This is a genomic window from Pseudomonas salomonii (assembly GCF_900107155.1).
GTDB classification, from domain to species: domain Bacteria; phylum Pseudomonadota; class Gammaproteobacteria; order Pseudomonadales; family Pseudomonadaceae; genus Aquipseudomonas; species Aquipseudomonas salomonii.
This window is the reverse complement of sequence record NZ_FNOX01000011.1, coordinates 108,833-125,839: the sequence shown is the minus strand read 5'-3', so window position 1 is coordinate 125,839 and position 17,007 is coordinate 108,833. Positions and strand designations below refer to the sequence as shown.

Genomic DNA, 17,007 nt, shown 5'->3' with positions numbered 1-17,007 from the left:
ACCATGCATTTCACCATTCAACGCGAAGCCCTGTTGAAACCCCTGCAACTGGTCGCAGGCGTCGTTGAGCGCCGACAGACCTTGCCGGTGCTTTCCAACGTATTGCTGGTGGTCGAAGGCCAGCAATTGTCTTTGACCGGTACCGACCTGGAAGTCGAACTGGTGGGTCGCGTGCAGCTCGAAGAGCCGGCTGAGCCCGGCGAAATCACTGTGCCGGCACGTAAGCTGATGGACATCTGCAAAAGCCTGCCCAACGATGCGCTGATCGACATCAAGGTCGATGAGCAGAAATTGGTGGTCAAGGCCGGTCGCAGCCGTTTCACGCTGTCGACCTTGCCGGCCAATGACTTCCCTACCGTCGAAGAAGGCCCAGGCTCGCTGACCTGCAGCCTGGACCAGAGCAAGCTACGCCGTTTGATCGAACGCACCAGCTTCGCCATGGCCCAGCAGGACGTGCGTTACTACCTCAATGGCATGCTGCTGGAGGTCGCTGAAGGCGTTATCCGTGCAGTGGCTACCGACGGTCACCGCCTGGCCATGTGCTCGATGCGTGCCGATATCGGCCAGCCGGACCGTCACCAGGTCATCGTGCCGCGTAAAGGTATCCTGGAACTGGCGCGTCTGCTCACCGAGCCGGATGGCAATGTCAGCATCGTCCTGGGTCAGCACCACATCCGTGCCACCACGGGCGAATTCACCTTCACGTCCAAGCTGGTTGACGGCAAATTCCCGGATTACGAGCGTGTGCTGCCAAAAGGTGGCGACAAGCTGGTGATCGGCGATCGTCAGGCGCTGCGTGAAGCGTTCAGCCGTACTGCGATTCTGTCCAACGAGAAGTACCGTGGTATTCGTCTGCAACTGGCTAACGGTCAGCTGAAAATCCAGGCCAATAACCCGGAGCAGGAAGAAGCGGAAGAAGAAGTTGGCGTTGACTACAACGGCGGCTCGCTGGAAATCGGCTTTAACGTGAGCTACCTGCTGGACGTACTGGGTGTGATGACCACCGAACAGGTTCGCCTGATTCTGTCGGACTCCAACAGCAGTGCCCTGGTGCAAGAATCCGACAACGACGACTCGGCTTACGTTGTTATGCCGATGCGCCTGTAATCATGCTCAGCAGAAGCTAGATGTCCCTCAGTCGCGTCTCGGTCACCGCGGTGCGCAATCTGCACCCGGTGACCTTCTCTCCCTCCCCCCGCATCAATATCCTTTACGGCGCCAACGGCAGCGGCAAAACCAGCGTGCTGGAAGCCGTTCATTTGCTTGGGCTTGCCCGTTCCTTCCGTAGTGCTCGCTTGTTGCCGGTGATTCAATATGAACAGCTGGCTTGCACAGTGTTTGGCCAGGTTGAACTGGCTGAAGGGGGGCACAGTGCCCTGGGGATATCCCGCGATCGCGGCGGTGACTTCCAGATTCGCATTGACGGGCAAAACGCCCGCAGTGCAGCACAGCTGGCAGAAATCCTGCCGTTGCAACTGATTAACCCAGACAGTTTCCGCCTGTTGGAAGGTGCGCCGAAAATTCGCAGGCAGTTCCTCGATTGGGGAGTGTTCCACGTGGAACCGCGTTTCATGACCACTTGGCAGCGCCTTCAGAAGGCCCTGCGGCAGCGGAACTCATGGCTGCGGCATGGTACACTTGACGCCGCTTCGCAAGCGGCCTGGGACCGGGAACTGTGCCTGGCCAGCGACGAAATAGATGAATACCGCCGCGCCTATATCAAAGCCTTGAAACCAGTCTTTGAGCAGACCTTGAGTGAGTTGTTGGATCTCGAGGGGCTGACGCTGAGCTACTACCGTGGTTGGGATAAAGAACGTGAGCTGAGCGCAGTGCTCGCCACGTCCTTGCAGCGGGATCAGCAAATTGGCCATACCCAGGCAGGCCCACAACGTGCTGACTTGCGCCTTAGATTAGGCGCACACAATGCCGCGGATATCTTGTCCCGCGGTCAGCAAAAGTTGGTGGTGTGTGCACTGCGTATTGCCCAAGGGCATTTGGTAAGCCAAGCCCGGCGCGGTCAGTGTATTTATCTGGTGGATGACTTGCCGTCCGAACTCGACGAGCAGCACCGCCGCGCGTTATGCCGCTTGTTGGAAGACTTACGCTGCCAGGTGTTTATCACCTGTGTAGACCACGAATTATTGAGGGAAGGCTGGCAGACGGAAACGCCAGTCGCTTTGTTCCACGTGGAACAGGGCCGTATCACCCAGACCCACGACCATCGGGAGTGAAGGCATGAGCGAAGAAAACACGTACGACTCGACCAGCATTAAAGTGCTGAAAGGTTTGGATGCCGTACGCAAACGTCCTGGTATGTACATCGGCGACACCGATGATGGTAGCGGTCTGCACCACATGGTGTTCGAGGTGGTCGACAACTCCATCGACGAAGCTTTGGCCGGTCACTGCGACGACATCAGCATTATCATCCACCCGGATGAGTCCATCACCGTGCGCGACAACGGTCGCGGCATTCCGGTCGATGTGCACAAAGAAGAAGGCGTATCGGCGGCAGAGGTCATCATGACCGTGCTTCACGCCGGCGGTAAGTTCGATGACAACTCCTATAAAGTCTCCGGCGGTTTGCACGGTGTAGGTGTGTCGGTGGTGAACGCTCTGTCCGAAGAGCTGATCCTGACCGTTCGCCGTAGCGGCAAGATCTGGGAACAGACCTACGTCCACGGTGTTCCACAAGAGCCGATGAAAATCGTTGGCGACAGTGAATCCACCGGTACCCAGATTCACTTCAAGCCTTCGGCAGAAACCTTCAAGAATATTCACTTCAGCTGGGACATCCTGGCCAAGCGTATTCGTGAATTGTCGTTCCTTAACTCCGGTGTGGGTATCGTCCTCAAGGACGAGCGCAGCGGCAAGGAAGAACTGTTCAAGTACGAAGGCGGCCTGCGTGCGTTCGTTGAATACCTGAACACCAACAAGACTGCGGTCAACCAGGTGTTCCACTTCAACATCCAGCGTGAAGACGGCATCGGCGTTGAAATCGCCCTGCAGTGGAACGACAGCTTCAACGAGAACCTGTTGTGCTTCACCAACAACATTCCACAGCGCGATGGCGGTACTCACTTGGTGGGTTTCCGTTCCGCACTGACGCGTAACCTGAACACCTACATCGAAGCGGAAGGCTTGGCCAAGAAGCACAAAGTGGCCACCACCGGTGACGATGCGCGTGAAGGCCTGACAGCGATCATCTCGGTAAAAGTGCCGGATCCAAAGTTCAGCTCCCAGACCAAAGACAAGCTGGTGTCTTCCGAAGTGAAGACCGCAGTGGAACAGGAGATGGGCAAATACTTCTCCGACTTCCTGCTGGAAAACCCGAACGAAGCCAAGCTGGTTGTCGGCAAGATGATCGACGCGGCACGTGCCCGTGAAGCGGCGCGTAAAGCCCGCGAGATGACCCGCCGCAAGGGCGCGCTGGATATCGCCGGCCTGCCGGGCAAACTGGCTGACTGCCAGGAGAAGGACCCTGCCCTCTCCGAACTGTACCTGGTGGAAGGTGACTCTGCTGGCGGTTCCGCCAAGCAGGGTCGTAACCGTCGCACCCAGGCTATCCTGCCGTTGAAAGGCAAGATCCTCAACGTCGAGAAGGCCCGCTTCGACAAGATGATTTCCTCCCAGGAAGTCGGCACCTTGATCACGGCGCTGGGCTGCGGTATCGGCCGCGACGAGTACAACATCGACAAGCTGCGTTACCACAACATCATCATCATGACCGATGCTGACGTCGACGGTTCGCACATCCGTACCCTGCTGCTGACCTTCTTCTTCCGTCAGTTGCCGGAGCTGATCGAGCGTGGCTACATCTACATCGCTCAGCCGCCGTTGTACAAAGTGAAAAAGGGCAAGCAAGAGCAATACATCAAAGACGACGACGCCATGGAAGAGTACATGACGCAGTCGGCCCTGGAAGATGCCAGCCTGCACTTGAACGACGAAGCCCCGGGTATTTCCGGTGAGGCGCTGGAGCGTTTGGTTAACGACTTCCGCATGGTAATGAAGACCCTCAAGCGTCTGTCGCGTCTGTACCCTCAGGAGCTGACCGAGCACTTCATCTACCTGCCTTCCGTGAGTCTGGAGCAGTTGGGCGATCACGCCCACATGCAGAATTGGCTGGCTCAGTACGAAGTGCGTCTGCGCACCGTCGAGAAGTCTGGCCTGGTGTATAAAGCCAGCCTGCGTGAAGACCGTGAACGTAACGTGTGGCTGCCAGAGGTCGAACTGATCTCCCACGGCCTGTCGAATTACGTCACCTTCAACCGCGACTTCTTCGGCAGCAACGACTACAAAACCGTGGTCACTCTCGGCGCGCAATTGAGCACCCTGTTGGACGACGGTGCTTACATCCAGCGTGGCGAGCGTAAGAAAGCGGTCAAGGAGTTCAAGGAAGCCCTGGACTGGTTGATGGCCGAAAGCACCAAGCGCCACACCATCCAGCGATACAAAGGTCTGGGCGAGATGAACCCGGATCAACTGTGGGAAACCACCATGGATCCCGCTCAGCGTCGCATGCTGCGCGTGACCATCGAAGACGCCATTGGCGCAGACCAGATCTTCAACACCCTGATGGGTGATGCGGTCGAGCCTCGCCGTGACTTCATCGAGAGCAACGCCTTGGCGGTGTCCAACCTGGACTTCTGATCAGGCTGCCCGCTAAAACAAAAAGGCCAACGCTCAGCGCTGGCCTTTTTTATTGGGTGAAATTTAAGCGTTTTGCAATTGCTCCACGTGGAACATCACTGTTTTTAGCCTTGGGCAGCCGCCGCCACACTCTCCAACCGATAGCCGTACCCATAGATGGTCAGCAGCTGCCAACCCCGGTCGGCGGTCAACCCCAGCTTGTTACGCAGCCGATAAATATGCGTATCCAGTGGCCGCGAGGAAACCATTTCTTCATGGCTCCAAAACCGCTCATACAGATATTCCCGAGACAGTGGCCGAGCCAGGTTGGCGAACAAGCAACTGGCCAGGCGGTATTCACGCTCAGTGAGGTTGATCGGCTTACCCGCACGCGTCACCGTCAGCTCGGCATCATCAAAGGTCAGGTCGTTGAAGCTCTGCACTTCATTAGTTGCAGGCTTTTGCAGCCCATGGCGGCGTAACACGGCGTTGACCCGAGCCTTGAGCTCGTTTGGCCGAAACGGTTTGCTGACGTAATCGTCCGCCCCACTGTTGAGCGCGGTGACGATATCGCTCTCGGCATCGCGGCTGGTCAACATGATCACGGCTGGGGGGGAGTCCATGTGCTCGCGGGTCCAGCGCAGCAATGCGATGCCTGTGATATCGGGCAGTTGCCAGTCGAGTATCAACAGGTCAAAGGTTTCGCGGCGCAGTTGGCGCAGCAGGTCTTCACCGCGCTCGAAAAAATGCAGGGACCAGGGTTGCTCTGCGGTGCTGGGGATCTGTCGCAGCGTCTGTTCAACCCGACGCAATTCAGCGGGTTCGTCGTCCAGTATTGCGACACGCATGGGTGGGTCCTTTCTACAAAAAATACGACAGCCGACGGTCTGTTCAATCGCGTAGGTAGTGCGCAGATGCCTGTGGTTGAATCTGAAGAATTGTGGGCAGACTCACTGTTCACAGGATCTATCGGTACGCTGATATCAAAGGGCCGTAAACCCGTTTAAAGTCTTTCGTACCTACTAGTCGAAAGATACCGGCTCCTACCCCTGAGGAAAAGGATCAGCCGACACATGCGCTGCCGTAAACCTGTACGTGCTGAGGTCAGATGCCGTCTGAAACTACCCGGGTGATGAGCACCATGACCTGTTCTGCCTATCGATTATGGTGTGCCCTGCCCGCGTTGCTGGCCTGGGCCATCGATACTGCGCAGGCTGCCCCGCCCTATCGCCCTGCTTATATTGACGAGCCGTTCCAGTGCCGTGCTCAACCGTTGCCGGCTGTTGTGCAGCATTTGACGGGGGAAGCCTGGAAGCTCGACGCTAAAGGCCGGGCTCAGCCCCTGCTGGAAGGGATGAGCATTGATGAGCAAGAAGGCGTGAAGACGTCGACATCGGCTTTTGTCAGCCTGCGCCTGGGTGATGGTTCCCGCGTGGTGCTGCCTTCCAGTTCACAGGTGCGCCTGCACTGGTTGCAAAAGCAGGCGATTCCCCAGGTCATTCTGGAACAGGGCCAAGTCGAGACCTACGTGATCAAGCGGGTCAGCGACTACGACCGTTTTCAGATCGTGACGCCGGTTGGTGTTCTCGGTGTGCGCGGTACGCACTTTCGCGTGCGCAATGACGGCGAGCAATCTGTGCTGGAGGTGCTCAACGGCCAGGTTGCGGTTAACCGTGCAGAAGGCAGCGCCGCAGCCGAAGTAAAGGTGGGCGCACGCCAAGGTCTGCTGATCAAACAACAGGGTGAACTCAAGGCCGTGGAGCTTTTGCCCGCGCCGGTATTGATTGGGCAGGACGGCCAGAAAGGTCAGTCGCCGGTCTGGAGCCTGTACCTGCGGCCATTGCCTGGCGCACAGCGCTATCGTGCCCAAGTGGCGACCGACTCAGCCTTTATGAACATTAAGCAGGAATACTTTTCCAGTGAGCCGAAAATGCGCTTCACTGGGCTCAAGGCATCGTTTTACCACGTGCGTTTGTCCGCCTATGACGCGCAGGGCCTGGAGGGAGAAACCGGGGTTTATGACATCTTCTATTACCCACCCGCCACCCAGGCACAGGCCAGCGGTGGTTGACCAATGATGCTGTGGCGCAAGGCCGAAAAACGCCAGCCCACCCATGCCCAGCGCTTGTTCCACGGCCTGGTGCGCGAGTGGCTGTGGATAGGTTTGCTGTTGTTGCCGATGACGGCTTACCTCTCGTTGAGCCCGGGCCTGGCGCTGAACAACCCGCTGTATGACAGCCTCAGGCGCCTGGCGCCCTTGCCGGTAGACCCGCGAATCTTGCTGGTGACCATCGACGACCCCAGTCTGAAAGAGCTGGGCCGCTGGCCCTGGCCGCGCAGTTTGCATGCCGACCTGATCAACCGCCTGAGCGCCGCACAACCGGCGGCCATCCTCTTCGATGTGATCTTCAGTGAGCCCGGTATCCCCGCCAATGATCAACGCCTCACAGCGGCTGTGTGCAACGCCGGCAACGTGGTACTGCCGTTGCTGCGTGAGGAAGCGGCCAGCTACAGCGCGCCCGACGCGCAAATGCTGCCGCTGCTCAAATGCGCTAAAGGTCTCGGGCATATCAATGTTGAAGCAGACAGTGATGGCGTGGTGCGCAACCTGTTTATGCGTGAAGGCCCGCCCGGTGACACCGCGCCGCAGTTGGCATGGATGGCCTATGCGGTGAGCGGCCAGGCCTCTGAGATGCCAGGCGAACCCCAGGAACCGATCAACCCGTCCTGGCATCGGGAGCACGCCATTCGAATCCCGTTCATCACTGCCAACACCCGTTTTCCTACGGTCTCCTACGCCAGCGTTCTGCGCGGTGAGGTCGCCCCGGAACAGCTGCGTGGCCGGCTGGTTCTGGTGGGCGCCACCGCGTCCGGCATGGGCGATCGTTTCGTCACCCCGCTCTCCTCGACGGTCGGCACCACGGCGGGTGTGGAGATTCAGGCCAACGTCCTTAATGGTCTGCTGCAAGGGCGTAGCATTGTTGATCTACCCGGCGCGGTGTCGGCCTTGATGGCGACTACCTGGGTGGCATTGTTACTGGGCCTGTTGTTGTATCGCCCACGCTACGCGTTGTGGATGACCCTGGGGTGCATGGCGAGCGCATTGTTCGTTTCGTGGGTGTTGCTGAGCCTGGGCCACTGGTGGTCGCCCGCTGCGTGCCTGATTGGTTTGCTGCTCAGTTATTTGATCTGGAATTGGCGGCGCCTCAGCGTGATCCTTGCCTACTTCGGCTGGGAGCTGGCGCGGCTGGATAACGAACCCAAGGTACTTCCAGAGCGTCGTCGTGCGCCTGCGAGCAAGGGCGATGTGCTGCAAGCGCGGATCTTTGCCCTGGAACAAGCGGTAAGCCGTACACGCGACACCCGGCGGTTTATGGCTGACGGGCTGGAGTGCCTGCCAGTGGCCACGCTGATTACCGATCCCAGAGGCAGCATCCTGCTGGCCAACCGGATTGCGCGTGAAGTGTTCAGTAATGAGTTGGTCAACCAAAACCTGCTCGATCAACTCGCCGATCTGGGTTATCCGCCGCTGCACAATGGTGTGCGCCCTGCTCTCTCAGCATTGGAACTCGTTGAGTTTCGCGACATCCACCAGCGTAGCCTGCGCATGGAGCTTGCCCCCTTGCTGCCGGCCGAAGGTGACGTCGCCCTCGGTTGGCTGCTGAGTCTCACTGACCTGAGCAAGGAACGCGAAGCCCAGCAGCACCGTGAAACCATGCTGCGCTTTTTGTCCCATGACTTGCGTGCGCCCCACTCGGCGATCCTGGCGCTGCTGGACGTGCATAACGGTGAGTCGCCGGTGTTTGTTCAGATCGAACAACAGGTCCGGCGCGCGCTGAGCCTGACTGAATCCTTCGTGCAACTGGCCAAAGCCGAGGCCGATGGCTACCAGTTTCAACCCACGCTGTTCGCGATGCTGGTGATGGATGCTTTCGATCAAGTGGCGGTCATCGCCCAACTTAAAGGCATCCACCTGGTTCATGATCTGGACGAGGCCGATGAAGGCATGGTCTGCGCGGATCAATCGCTGCTGACCCGAGCGTTGTTCAACGTGCTGGAAAATGCGATCAAGTATTCCCCTTCCGGCACCACCGTCACCTTGAGCCACGGCAGCGCGCAAGGGTGGCTGGAATGCCGCATCAGCGATCAAGGACCTGGCATTGCGCCAGAGGACTTACCGGAGTTGTTCAGCCAATACCGGCGCTTTGACTCGGCTCAGGGCAGTGAGGGCCTGGGGTTGGGGTTGACCATGGTCAAGGCTGTGGTGGAGCGCCATGGCGGTCGCATTCTGTGTGAAAGCGAGCTGGGTAAAGGTTCGACGTTCAGCCTGCAATTGCCGCTGCTCGACGAATGAAAAACGTACTTTTTTACTGTGCATAAAAAACCGGTCACAAGGACCGGTTTTTTTATGCTGAAAAAACTTATGCACGTTTTTCGCGATTTTATGAGCTTGAGAAATATGTAAGTAAATCAGCTTGTTATGAAGCAAAAACGTCAATTCGCCAACAAACCGTGCACAGGTTATCCACAGATCCTCAAATCGCTGGTGTCTCGACTACAACCGGCTCCGGAGGCAGCGAACCCATGGCGCGTTGCTGCGCTTCATTCCACGCTTGGGCGCGGTCATTAAGTGCGGCAATGGCACGTGGCCCCTCACCTTCGGCGTACATGGGCTCGCCAATAATCACGGTGATCGTACCTTCGCGTTTGGCCCAACCGGTCTTCGGCCAGAACTTGCCGGCGTTATGCGCAATCGGAAGCACCGGCAGGTGGGCGTTGACCGCCAATGCTGTACCACCGCGTGAGAACTTGCCCACAGTGCCATACGGCACACGCGTACCTTCCGGGAAGATCAGTACCCAAACGCCATCCTTGAGCAGCTCGTCACCCTTCTTGGCCACGTGCTTGAGCGCCGCCTTGGGGTTGTCACGGTCGATGGCGATCGGCCGCAGCATGGCCATTGCCCAGCCGAAGAACGGCACGTACAGCAGCTCACGCTTAAGCACCTGGCTCAGGGGCGAGAAGTACGCCGAAAGGAAGAATGTTTCCCATGTGCTCTGATGATTCGACAGAATCACGCAGGGCTGGTCCGGGACGTTTTCAGCGCCCTTGATCTCGAAGCGAATGCCCAGGAATACCTTGGTCAGCCACAACGCACAACGGCACCAATAGACGTTGATAAAACGATAGCGCGCCTTGAACGGCAGGAACGGCGCGATAAAAAAGCTCAGGGTGCACCACAGAAACGAACTGGTGCCCAGCAGCAGGTAAAAGAAGAAGGTTCTGATGGCCTGCAAAATCGACATGGCAGCATTTACCGTTGCGGGACATGGCCCGCCTGCTAAAAGCGCACTCCCGAGCAATCCTTGTTCAGGAAGCCGAGGGTGGCTAGTTGTTAATAAGTTCTGCGGCAACCGCCGCCAGATCGTCAAAAATCAAAGTGCCTACCGGCAGGTTTTTCGCCTGGGTCTTTTCGCCTTTACCGGTTTTAACCAAAACTGGCTGAGAGTCGACGGCTTTGGCCGCCTCCAGGTCACCGAGGCTGTCCCCGACGAACCATAGCCCAGCAAGCGGCACCTTGTAATGTTCTGAAATGGTTTTCAACATGCCGGGTTTGGGTTTGCGGCAATCGCAGCCCTCATCCGGCCCGTGGGGGCAGTACACCACCAGCCCCACCTCACCGCCCTGCTCGGCCACCAGCGTGCGCAAGCGCGCATGCATGGCGTCCAGGGTGGCGATGTCGTAATAACCGCGGGCGATGCCGGACTGGTTGGTGGCGATGGCCACCGTCCAGCCGGCTTTGCTCAACTGCGCGATGGCCTCGATCGAGCCGGGCAGTGGAATCCACTCCGCCACCGACTTGATGTAAGCGTCGGAGTCGTAATTGATCACTCCGTCCCGATCGAGAATCAGCAGTTTCAACATGATCAGCCCAGTACGGAAATATCAGCGATGTTGATGAACAGGCCGCGCAAACGCGCCAGCATGGCGTAGCGGTTTTTCCGCACGCCCGCATCCTCGGCATTGATCATCACCGCTTCAAAGAACGCATCCACCGGCTCACGCAAGGTGGCCAGGCGCGCCAGTGCTTCGGCGTAGTTGCGTTCGGCGAGCAGCGGCTTCACGGCGTTTTCCGCTTTGGCGATGGCTGAGTTCAGCGAGAACTCCTTGGCATCGGCAAACAGGCCAGGGTCAACTTCGACATTGCCGAGGTTGTCGGCCTTGCTCAGCAGGTTCGACACACGCTTGTTCACGGCGGCCAGGGCATCGGCCTCCGGCAGCTTGCGGAAGGCTTGTACGGCCTGGACGCGCTGGTCAAAGTCCAGTGCCGAACCCGGTTGCAGGGCACGTACCGACAGGTAGACGGACACGTCCACGCCTTCGTCTTCGTAACGCGCACGCAGGCGGTCGAATACAAACTCCAGCACTTGCTCGGCCAGGCCGGCTTGCTTGACCTTGGTGCCAAACTGGCCGACAGCGAACACCACGGCCTGGGTCAGGTCGAGGTCGAGCTTTTTGTCGATCAGGATACGCAGCACGCCCAGGGCCGCACGGCGCAGGGCATACGGGTCTTTGCTGCCGGTAGGCAACATGCCGATACCGAAGATACCCACGAGGGTGTCCAGCTTGTCAGCGATGGCCACGGCCGCACCGGTCAGGGTGCTTGGCAGCTCAGCACCGGCACCACGCGGCATGTACTGCTCGTTCAGTGCCAGGGCCACATCGTCCGGCTCGCCGTCGTTGAGGGCGTAGTAGTAACCGGCGACGCCTTGCATCTCCGGGAACTCGCCGACCATTTCGGTGGCCAGGTCGCACTTGGACAGCAAGCCGGCGCGGGCTGCCCATGCAGCGTCACCGCCAATGCGTGGGGCAATGTAGGCAGCCAGCTTGGAAACGCGCACGGCCTTGTCGTAGACGCTGCCGAGCTTTTCCTGGAACACCACGTTTTGCAGGCGCAGGTTGAAGTCTTCGAGCTTCTGCTTCTTGTCTTGCTTGAAGAAGAACTCGGCGTCAGTCAGACGCGGGCGCACGACTTTCTCGTTACCGGCGATGATCTGCTGCGGGTCTTTGCTTTCGATGTTGGCCACGGTGATAAAACGCGGCAGCAACTTACCGTCCACATCCAGCAGGCAGAAATACTTCTGGTTGTCCTGCATGGTGGTGATCAGGGCTTCTTGCGGCACGTCGAGGAAACGCTCTTCGAACGAGCACACCAGCGGCACCGGCCATTCAACCAGCGCGGTCACTTCGTCGAGCAGGCTTGGCGGCACGATGGCAGTGCCTTCCTGCAGGCGGGCCAGCTCTTCGGTGCGCTTGCTGATCAGCTCGCGACGCTCGTTGGCATCGGCCAGCACGTAAGCACCACGCAGGTCGGCGGCGTAGTTGGCCGGCGAGGTGATGCGCACGGCTTCTGGGTGATGAAAGCGGTGACCACGGGAATCACGGCCAGCCTTCTGGGCGAGGATGGTGCAATCGATGACGTGGTCACCGAGCAACATCACCAGCCACTGAGTTGGGCGCACGAACTCTTCCTTGCGCGCACCCCAGCGCATGCGCTTGGGAATAGGCAGGTCGTTCAGGGAGTCTTCAACGATAGTCGGCAACAGGCTCGCCGTTGGCTTGCCGGTAATGACCTGGCTGAAACGCAGTTTCGGGCCGCTCTGGTCGATCTCGCTCAGTTCGACGCCACACTTCTTGGCGAAACCAAGGGCTGCTTGAGTCGGATTGCCTTCAGCGTCGAAAGCTGCCTGGCGCGGTGGGCCGTCGAGGTTGATGCTGCGGTCCGGCTGCTGGGTTTCCAGCGCGGTCAGCAGCACCGCCAGGCGACGTGGCGCGGCGTAGACTTTTTTCGCAGCGAATTTCAGGCCGGCGCTGTGCAGGCCTTTTTCGATACCGGCCAGGAACGCATCGGCCAAGGTGTTGAGTGCCTTGGGTGGCAACTCTTCGGTGCCCAGTTCAACCAGGAAATCTTGAGCACTCATTGTGCAGCCTCCAGCTTAGCCAACACTTCATCACGCAGGTCTGGGGTTGCCATCGGGAAGCCCAGCTTGGCGCGAGCCAACAGGTAGGCTTGGGCGACGGAACGCGCCAGGGTGCGTACACGCAGGATGTATTGCTGGCGCGCAGTTACCGAGATGGCCCGGCGGGCGTCCAGCAGGTTGAAGGTATGGGACGCCTTCAACACCATTTCATAGCTCGGCAACGGCAGCGGCTGGTCGAGTTCGATCAGGCGCTTGGCTTCGCTTTCATAGAAGTCGAACAGTTCGAACAGTTTGTCGACGTTGGCGTGTTCGAAGTTGTAAGTGGACTGCTCCACTTCGTTCTGGTGGAACACGTCGCCGTAGGTGACTTTGCCGAACGGGCCGTCAGCCCACACCAGGTCGTAGACCGAATCCACGCCTTGCAGGTACATGGCCAGGCGCTCGAGACCGTAGGTGATCTCGCCGGTTACCGGGTAGCACTCGATGCCGCCGGCTTGCTGGAAGTAGGTGAACTGCGTCACTTCCATGCCATTGAGCCAGACTTCCCAGCCCAGGCCCCAGGCGCCCAAAGTTGGCGATTCCCAGTTGTCTTCGACGAAACGGATGTCGTGCACCAGAGGGTCCAGGCCGACATGTTTCAGCGAGCCCAGGTACAGCTCCTGAAAGTTGTCCGGGTTCGGCTTCAATACCACCTGGAACTGGTAGTAGTGCTGCAGACGGTTCGGGTTTTCGCCGTAGCGGCCGTCAGTCGGGCGACGACTGGGCTGCACATAAGCGGCGTTCCAGGTTTCCGGGCCGATGGCCCGCAGGAATGTTGCGGTGTGGAAAGTGCCGGCGCCTACTTCCATATCGTAGGGCTGAAGTACCACACAACCTTGCTCGGCCCAGTATTGCTGGAGGGCGAGGATCAAGTCTTGGAAGGTACGCACGGCTGGCGTAGGCTGGCTCACGAAATTCACCTGTTACTTGGGCTGCGATTTAAAGAGCGGGAGTATACCCGATTCGGCCCCGCCACCACTCCCTGGAGCCTTATGCCACGCTGCTTTTGGTGTTCTGAAGATCCGCTGTACATGGCTTATCACGATCAGGAGTGGGGAACGCCGCTGCGCGATGCGCAGGGTTTGTTCGAGTTGCTTTTGCTCGAAGGGTTCCAGGCGGGCCTGTCCTGGATCACCGTTTTACGCAAACGCGAGCATTATCGAAAGGTCTTGTTCGGCTTTGATGCGCAGCGTTTGGCCAGGCTGACCGAGGCTGAAATCGAAGCGCTGATGCTCGACCCTGGCATCGTGCGCAATCGCCTCAAGCTCAACGCCACTCGCCGCAACGCCGCCGCCTGGCTGGCGCTGGAGGACCCGGTGGGCTTGCTCTGGTCGTTTGTCGGCGGCGTGCCCAAGGTCAATCACTTTACCGATCGCAGCCAAGTCCCGGCGATTACCCCCGAAGCTGAAGCCATGAGTAAAGCGTTGAAAAAAGCCGGTTTCACCTTCGTCGGCCCGACCATCTGCTACGCGTTCATGCAGGCCTCCGGGATGGTCATGGACCACACTCAGGACTGCGACCGTTACGCGGACTTGGCCAACGCCGGTTAGAATGCCCGCTTTGCGCACCACACACGATCAGGAGTGACCTGTGGAAAAGTTTAAAGGCGCCTTGCTGGTAGGCGCTCTTCGGTTGTTTGCCCTGCTGCCCTGGCGCGCTGTCCAGGCCGTCGGCACGGCGATTGGCTGGATCATGTGGAAAACCCCCAACCGCTCCCGCGACACGGTGCGGATCAACCTCTCCAAATGCTTCCCGGACATGGACCCGGCCGCCCGCGAGCGTCTGGTGGGCCAGAGCCTGATGGACATCGGCAAATCGCTGACCGAAAGCGCCTGCGCCTGGATCTGGCCGGCTCAGCGTTCCATCGACCTGGTGCGCGAAGTCGAAGGCCTCCAAGTGCTGCATGAGGCATTGGCCTCAGGCAAAGGCGTGGTCGGCATCACCAGCCACCTGGGCAACTGGGAGGTGTTGAACCACTTCTATTGCAACCAGTGCAAACCGATCATTTTCTACCGTCCGCCCAAGCTCAAGGCGGTGGATGAGTTGCTGCAAAAGCAGCGCGTGCAACTGGGTAACCGCGTGGCGGCTTCCACCAAGGAAGGCATCCTCAGCGTGATCAAGGAAGTGCGCAAAGGCGGCCAGGTGGGCATTCCCGCGGACCCTGAGCCGGCGGAATCTGCCGGGATCTTCGTGCCGTTTTTCGCCACACAGGCGCTGACCAGTAAGTTTGTGCCGAATATGCTGGCTGGCCACAAGGCTGTCGGCGTGTTCCTGCATGCGCTGCGGCTGCCGGACGGTTCGGGTTACAAAGTGATTCTGGAAGCGGCGCCGGAAGATATGTACAGCACCGACACCGCCACGTCCTGCGCGGCGATGAGCAAGGTGGTGGAGCGTTATGTCGGCGCCTACCCGAGCCAGTACATGTGGAGCATGAAGCGCTTCAAGAAACGCCCGCCGGGTGAAGATCGCTGGTACTGACCACGTGATCGTTCCCACGCTCCGCGTGGGAACGCCGCCTGTGACGCTCCGCGTCACGGTTTTAAGGGCAGGCGCAGAGCGCCCAGGGCTGCATTCCCACGCAGAGCGTGGGAACGATCATAAGGCAAGCCAGCTCCCACAGGGATCACCTCAGGCCTGGCGGTCGAGTTTCTTCAGGAACACCGTCATCTCTTTTTCGGCCTGTTTGTCGCCATGGGCCTGGGCCGCTTCAATGCCCTTTTCCCACGCCAGCCGTGCTGCAGCGTTATCACCCTTCCCTTGCTGAGCCTTGCCCAACAACTTCCACGCCGCCGAATACTTCGGATCGAACTCGACACACTTTTGCAAATGCTCGGCCGCCTTGGCGTTGTCCTTCAAGTCCAGATAACCCTTGCCCAAGCCAAAGCGCAGCAATGAATTATCCACACCCTTGGCGAGCATTTTTTCCAGGGATTCGAGCATTTATTGTCACCTTGAGTGAAAGAAGGCTGTTGTGGCTGCCTAGAAAAAGCTCAGCCCCACGTGAAACAGCTTCTCCACATCGCGAATATGTTTCTTATCCACAAGGAACAAAATCACATGGTCACCCGTGGCGATCACCGTATCGTCATGGGCGATGATCACCTCTTCATCACGAATAATCGCACCAATAGTGGTGCCCGGCGGCAGGCCGATATCGCGGATGGCCTTGCCGATCACCTTGCTCGACTTTGAATCACCATGGGCAATCGCCTCGATGGCTTCCGCCGCGCCCCGGCGCAGGGAGTGCACGCTGACGATATCGCCACGGCGCACGTGGGCCAGCAAGGTGCCGATGGTGGCCAGTTGCGGGCTGATGGCGATGTCGATATCGCCGCCCTGGATCAGGTCGACATAGGCCGGGTTGTTGATGATGGTCATCACCTTCTTCGCCCCCAGGCGCTTGGCCAGCAACGAGGACATGATGTTGGCCTCGTCATCGTTGGTCAGGGCCAGGAAGATATCGGCGTCGGCGATGTTTTCTTCCATCAGCAGGTCGCGGTCCGAGGCGCTGCCTTGCAGGACCACGGTGCTGTCGAGGGTGTCGGATAAATGCCGGCAACGTGCCGGGTTCATCTCGATGATCTTCACCTGGTAACGGCTTTCGATGGCCTCGGCCAGGCGCTCGCCGATCTGCCCGCCGCCAGCGATGACGATGCGTTTGTAGCTCTCATCGAGCCGACGCATTTCGCTCATCACCGCACGAATATTCGCTTTGGCTGCGATGAAAAACACTTCGTCGTCGGCTTCGATCACTGTATCGCCCTGGGGCAGGATCGGCCGGTCGCGACGGAAAATCGCCGCCACGCGGGTTTCCACATTCGGCATGTGTTCACGCAGTTGACGCAGTTGTTGGCCCACCAGCGGCCCGCCGTAATACGCCTTCACCGCCACCAGTTGCGCCTTGCCTTCGGCAAAGTCGATGACCTGCAAGGCGCCGGGAATTTCGATCAGGCGCTTGATGTAATGGGTCACCACCTGTTCGGGGCTGATCAGCACGTCCACCGGAATCGCATCGTTGTCGAACAGGCCGGCACGGGTCAGGTAGGCGGCTTCGCGCACGCGGGCGATCTTGGTGGGTGTATGGAACAGGGTATGGGCGACCTGGCAGGCGACCATGTTGGTCTCGTCACTGTTGGTCACCGCCACCAGCATATCGGCATCGTCGGCACCGGCCTGGCGCAGCACGGTCGGGAATGACGCACGGCCTTGCACGGTGCGGATGTCCAGGCGGTCGCCCAGGTTGCGCAGGCGCTCGCTGTCGGTATCGACCACGGTGATGTCATTGGCTTCGCTGGCCAAATGTTCGGCCAGCGTGCCGCCGACCTGCCCTGCACCAAGGATGATGATCTTCATC

The 17,007-nt window shown here is 59.1% G+C and carries 14 protein-coding genes; 7 read left to right on the top strand and 7 right to left on the bottom strand.

Annotated features, from left to right (window positions below):
- Positions 1–3 precede the first annotated feature (3 nt).
- From dnaN to gyrB, 3 genes are read left to right on the top strand one after another with little or no spacing between them, the layout of a single operon-like run.
- Complete coding sequence (gene dnaN, locus BLV67_RS23950; RefSeq protein ID WP_017135131.1) at positions 4–1,107, top strand: DNA polymerase III subunit beta; 1,104 nt, start codon at positions 4–6, stop codon at positions 1,105–1,107.
- 20 nt (positions 1,108–1,127) lie between these two features.
- On the top strand, positions 1,128–2,231 hold the full coding sequence (recF, locus tag BLV67_RS23945; RefSeq protein ID WP_065932017.1) for a DNA replication/repair protein RecF: 1,104 nt from the start codon (positions 1,128–1,130) through the stop codon (positions 2,229–2,231).
- 4 nt (positions 2,232–2,235) lie between these two features.
- Positions 2,236–4,653: a DNA topoisomerase (ATP-hydrolyzing) subunit B gene (gene gyrB / locus BLV67_RS23940; protein ID WP_017135133.1), complete on the top strand. Its 2,418-nt coding sequence runs from the start codon at positions 2,236–2,238 to the stop codon at positions 4,651–4,653.
- 104 nt (positions 4,654–4,757) lie between these two features.
- Here the strand turns inward: gyrB and BLV67_RS23935 are convergent, their stop codons facing one another.
- On the bottom strand, positions 4,758–5,480 hold the full coding sequence (locus BLV67_RS23935; RefSeq protein ID WP_056860953.1) for a response regulator transcription factor: 723 nt from the start codon (positions 5,478–5,480) through the stop codon (positions 4,758–4,760).
- Positions 5,481–5,740: 260 nt separating this feature from the next.
- Between BLV67_RS23935 and BLV67_RS23930 the strand changes: the two genes are divergently transcribed.
- Positions 5,741–6,703 carry a FecR family protein gene (locus BLV67_RS23930; RefSeq protein ID WP_244160763.1) on the top strand — a complete coding sequence of 321 codons (963 nt, stop codon included), beginning with the start codon at positions 5,741–5,743 and terminating at the stop codon, positions 6,701–6,703.
- Positions 6,704–6,706: 3 nt separating this feature from the next.
- The gene (locus BLV67_RS23925) at positions 6,707–8,986 is read left to right on the top strand and encodes a CHASE2 domain-containing protein (RefSeq protein WP_069785787.1); all 2,280 of its coding nucleotides are present in this window, start codon (positions 6,707–6,709) and stop codon (positions 8,984–8,986) included.
- Positions 8,987–9,167: 181 nt separating this feature from the next.
- Here BLV67_RS23925 and BLV67_RS23920 read toward each other — a convergent pair whose 3' ends face one another.
- From BLV67_RS23920 to glyQ, 4 genes are all read right to left on the bottom strand, one after another.
- Entirely contained in the window at positions 9,168–9,938 is a 771-nt protein-coding gene (locus BLV67_RS23920) for a lysophospholipid acyltransferase family protein (RefSeq protein ID WP_056860956.1), read from the bottom strand.
- Between the two features lie 82 nt (positions 9,939–10,020).
- The gene (gmhB, locus tag BLV67_RS23915; RefSeq protein ID WP_170875881.1) at positions 10,021–10,560 is read right to left on the bottom strand and encodes a D-glycero-beta-D-manno-heptose 1,7-bisphosphate 7-phosphatase; all 540 of its coding nucleotides are present in this window, start codon (positions 10,558–10,560) and stop codon (positions 10,021–10,023) included.
- On the bottom strand, positions 10,560–12,614 hold the full coding sequence (gene glyS, locus BLV67_RS23910) for a glycine--tRNA ligase subunit beta (protein WP_065932014.1): 2,055 nt from the start codon (positions 12,612–12,614) through the stop codon (positions 10,560–10,562). The genes gmhB and glyS overlap by 1 nt, the downstream gene beginning before the upstream one ends.
- Positions 12,611–13,564: a glycine--tRNA ligase subunit alpha gene (glyQ, locus tag BLV67_RS23905; protein WP_003187265.1), complete on the bottom strand. Its 954-nt coding sequence runs from the start codon at positions 13,562–13,564 to the stop codon at positions 12,611–12,613. The genes glyS and glyQ overlap by 4 nt, the downstream gene beginning before the upstream one ends.
- A gap of 81 nt (positions 13,565–13,645) precedes the next feature.
- Here glyQ and BLV67_RS23900 point away from each other — a divergent pair, with 81 nt between their 5' ends.
- Together BLV67_RS23900 and BLV67_RS23895 are read left to right on the top strand one after the other, a co-directional pair.
- Positions 13,646–14,203 (top strand): DNA-3-methyladenine glycosylase I, encoded by a 558-nt coding sequence (locus BLV67_RS23900; RefSeq protein ID WP_065932013.1) that lies wholly within the window; start codon positions 13,646–13,648, stop codon positions 14,201–14,203.
- A gap of 40 nt (positions 14,204–14,243) precedes the next feature.
- Positions 14,244–15,131: a lysophospholipid acyltransferase gene (locus tag BLV67_RS23895; RefSeq protein WP_065932012.1), complete on the top strand. Its 888-nt coding sequence runs from the start codon at positions 14,244–14,246 to the stop codon at positions 15,129–15,131.
- A 150-nt stretch (positions 15,132–15,281) separates the two neighbouring features.
- Here BLV67_RS23895 and BLV67_RS23890 read toward each other — a convergent pair whose 3' ends face one another.
- Positions 15,282–15,593, bottom strand: a complete 312-nt coding sequence (locus BLV67_RS23890; protein ID WP_069785788.1) for a tetratricopeptide repeat protein — start codon at positions 15,591–15,593, stop codon at positions 15,282–15,284.
- Positions 15,594–15,632: 39 nt separating this feature from the next.
- Complete coding sequence (gene trkA / locus BLV67_RS23885; protein WP_056860960.1) at positions 15,633–17,006, bottom strand: Trk system potassium transporter TrkA; 1,374 nt, start codon at positions 17,004–17,006, stop codon at positions 15,633–15,635.
- Position 17,007: the final 1 nt, after the last annotated feature.

Excerpts from the sequence above, each read along its gene's own strand:
- dnaN (WP_017135131.1), top strand. The coding sequence starts at position 4 with ATGCATTTCACCATTCAACGCGAAGCCCTGTTGAAACCCCTGCAACTG.
- recF (WP_065932017.1), top strand. The coding sequence starts at position 1,128 with ATGTCCCTCAGTCGCGTCTCGGTCACCGCGGTGCGCAATCTGCACCCG.
- gyrB (WP_017135133.1), top strand. The coding sequence starts at position 2,236 with ATGAGCGAAGAAAACACGTACGACTCGACCAGCATTAAAGTGCTGAAA.
- BLV67_RS23935 (WP_056860953.1), bottom strand. The coding sequence starts at position 5,480 with ATGCGTGTCGCAATACTGGACGACGAACCCGCTGAATTGCGTCGGGTT.
- BLV67_RS23930 (WP_244160763.1), top strand. The coding sequence starts at position 5,741 with ATGCCGTCTGAAACTACCCGGGTGATGAGCACCATGACCTGTTCTGCC.
- BLV67_RS23925 (WP_069785787.1), top strand. The coding sequence starts at position 6,707 with ATGATGCTGTGGCGCAAGGCCGAAAAACGCCAGCCCACCCATGCCCAG.
- BLV67_RS23920 (WP_056860956.1), bottom strand. The coding sequence starts at position 9,938 with ATGTCGATTTTGCAGGCCATCAGAACCTTCTTCTTTTACCTGCTGCTG.
- glyS (WP_065932014.1), bottom strand. The coding sequence starts at position 12,614 with ATGAGTGCTCAAGATTTCCTGGTTGAACTGGGCACCGAAGAGTTGCCA.
- BLV67_RS23900 (WP_065932013.1), top strand. The coding sequence starts at position 13,646 with ATGCCACGCTGCTTTTGGTGTTCTGAAGATCCGCTGTACATGGCTTAT.
- BLV67_RS23890 (WP_069785788.1), bottom strand. The coding sequence starts at position 15,593 with ATGCTCGAATCCCTGGAAAAAATGCTCGCCAAGGGTGTGGATAATTCA.
- trkA (WP_056860960.1), bottom strand. The coding sequence starts at position 17,006 with ATGAAGATCATCATCCTTGGTGCAGGGCAGGTCGGCGGCACGCTGGCC.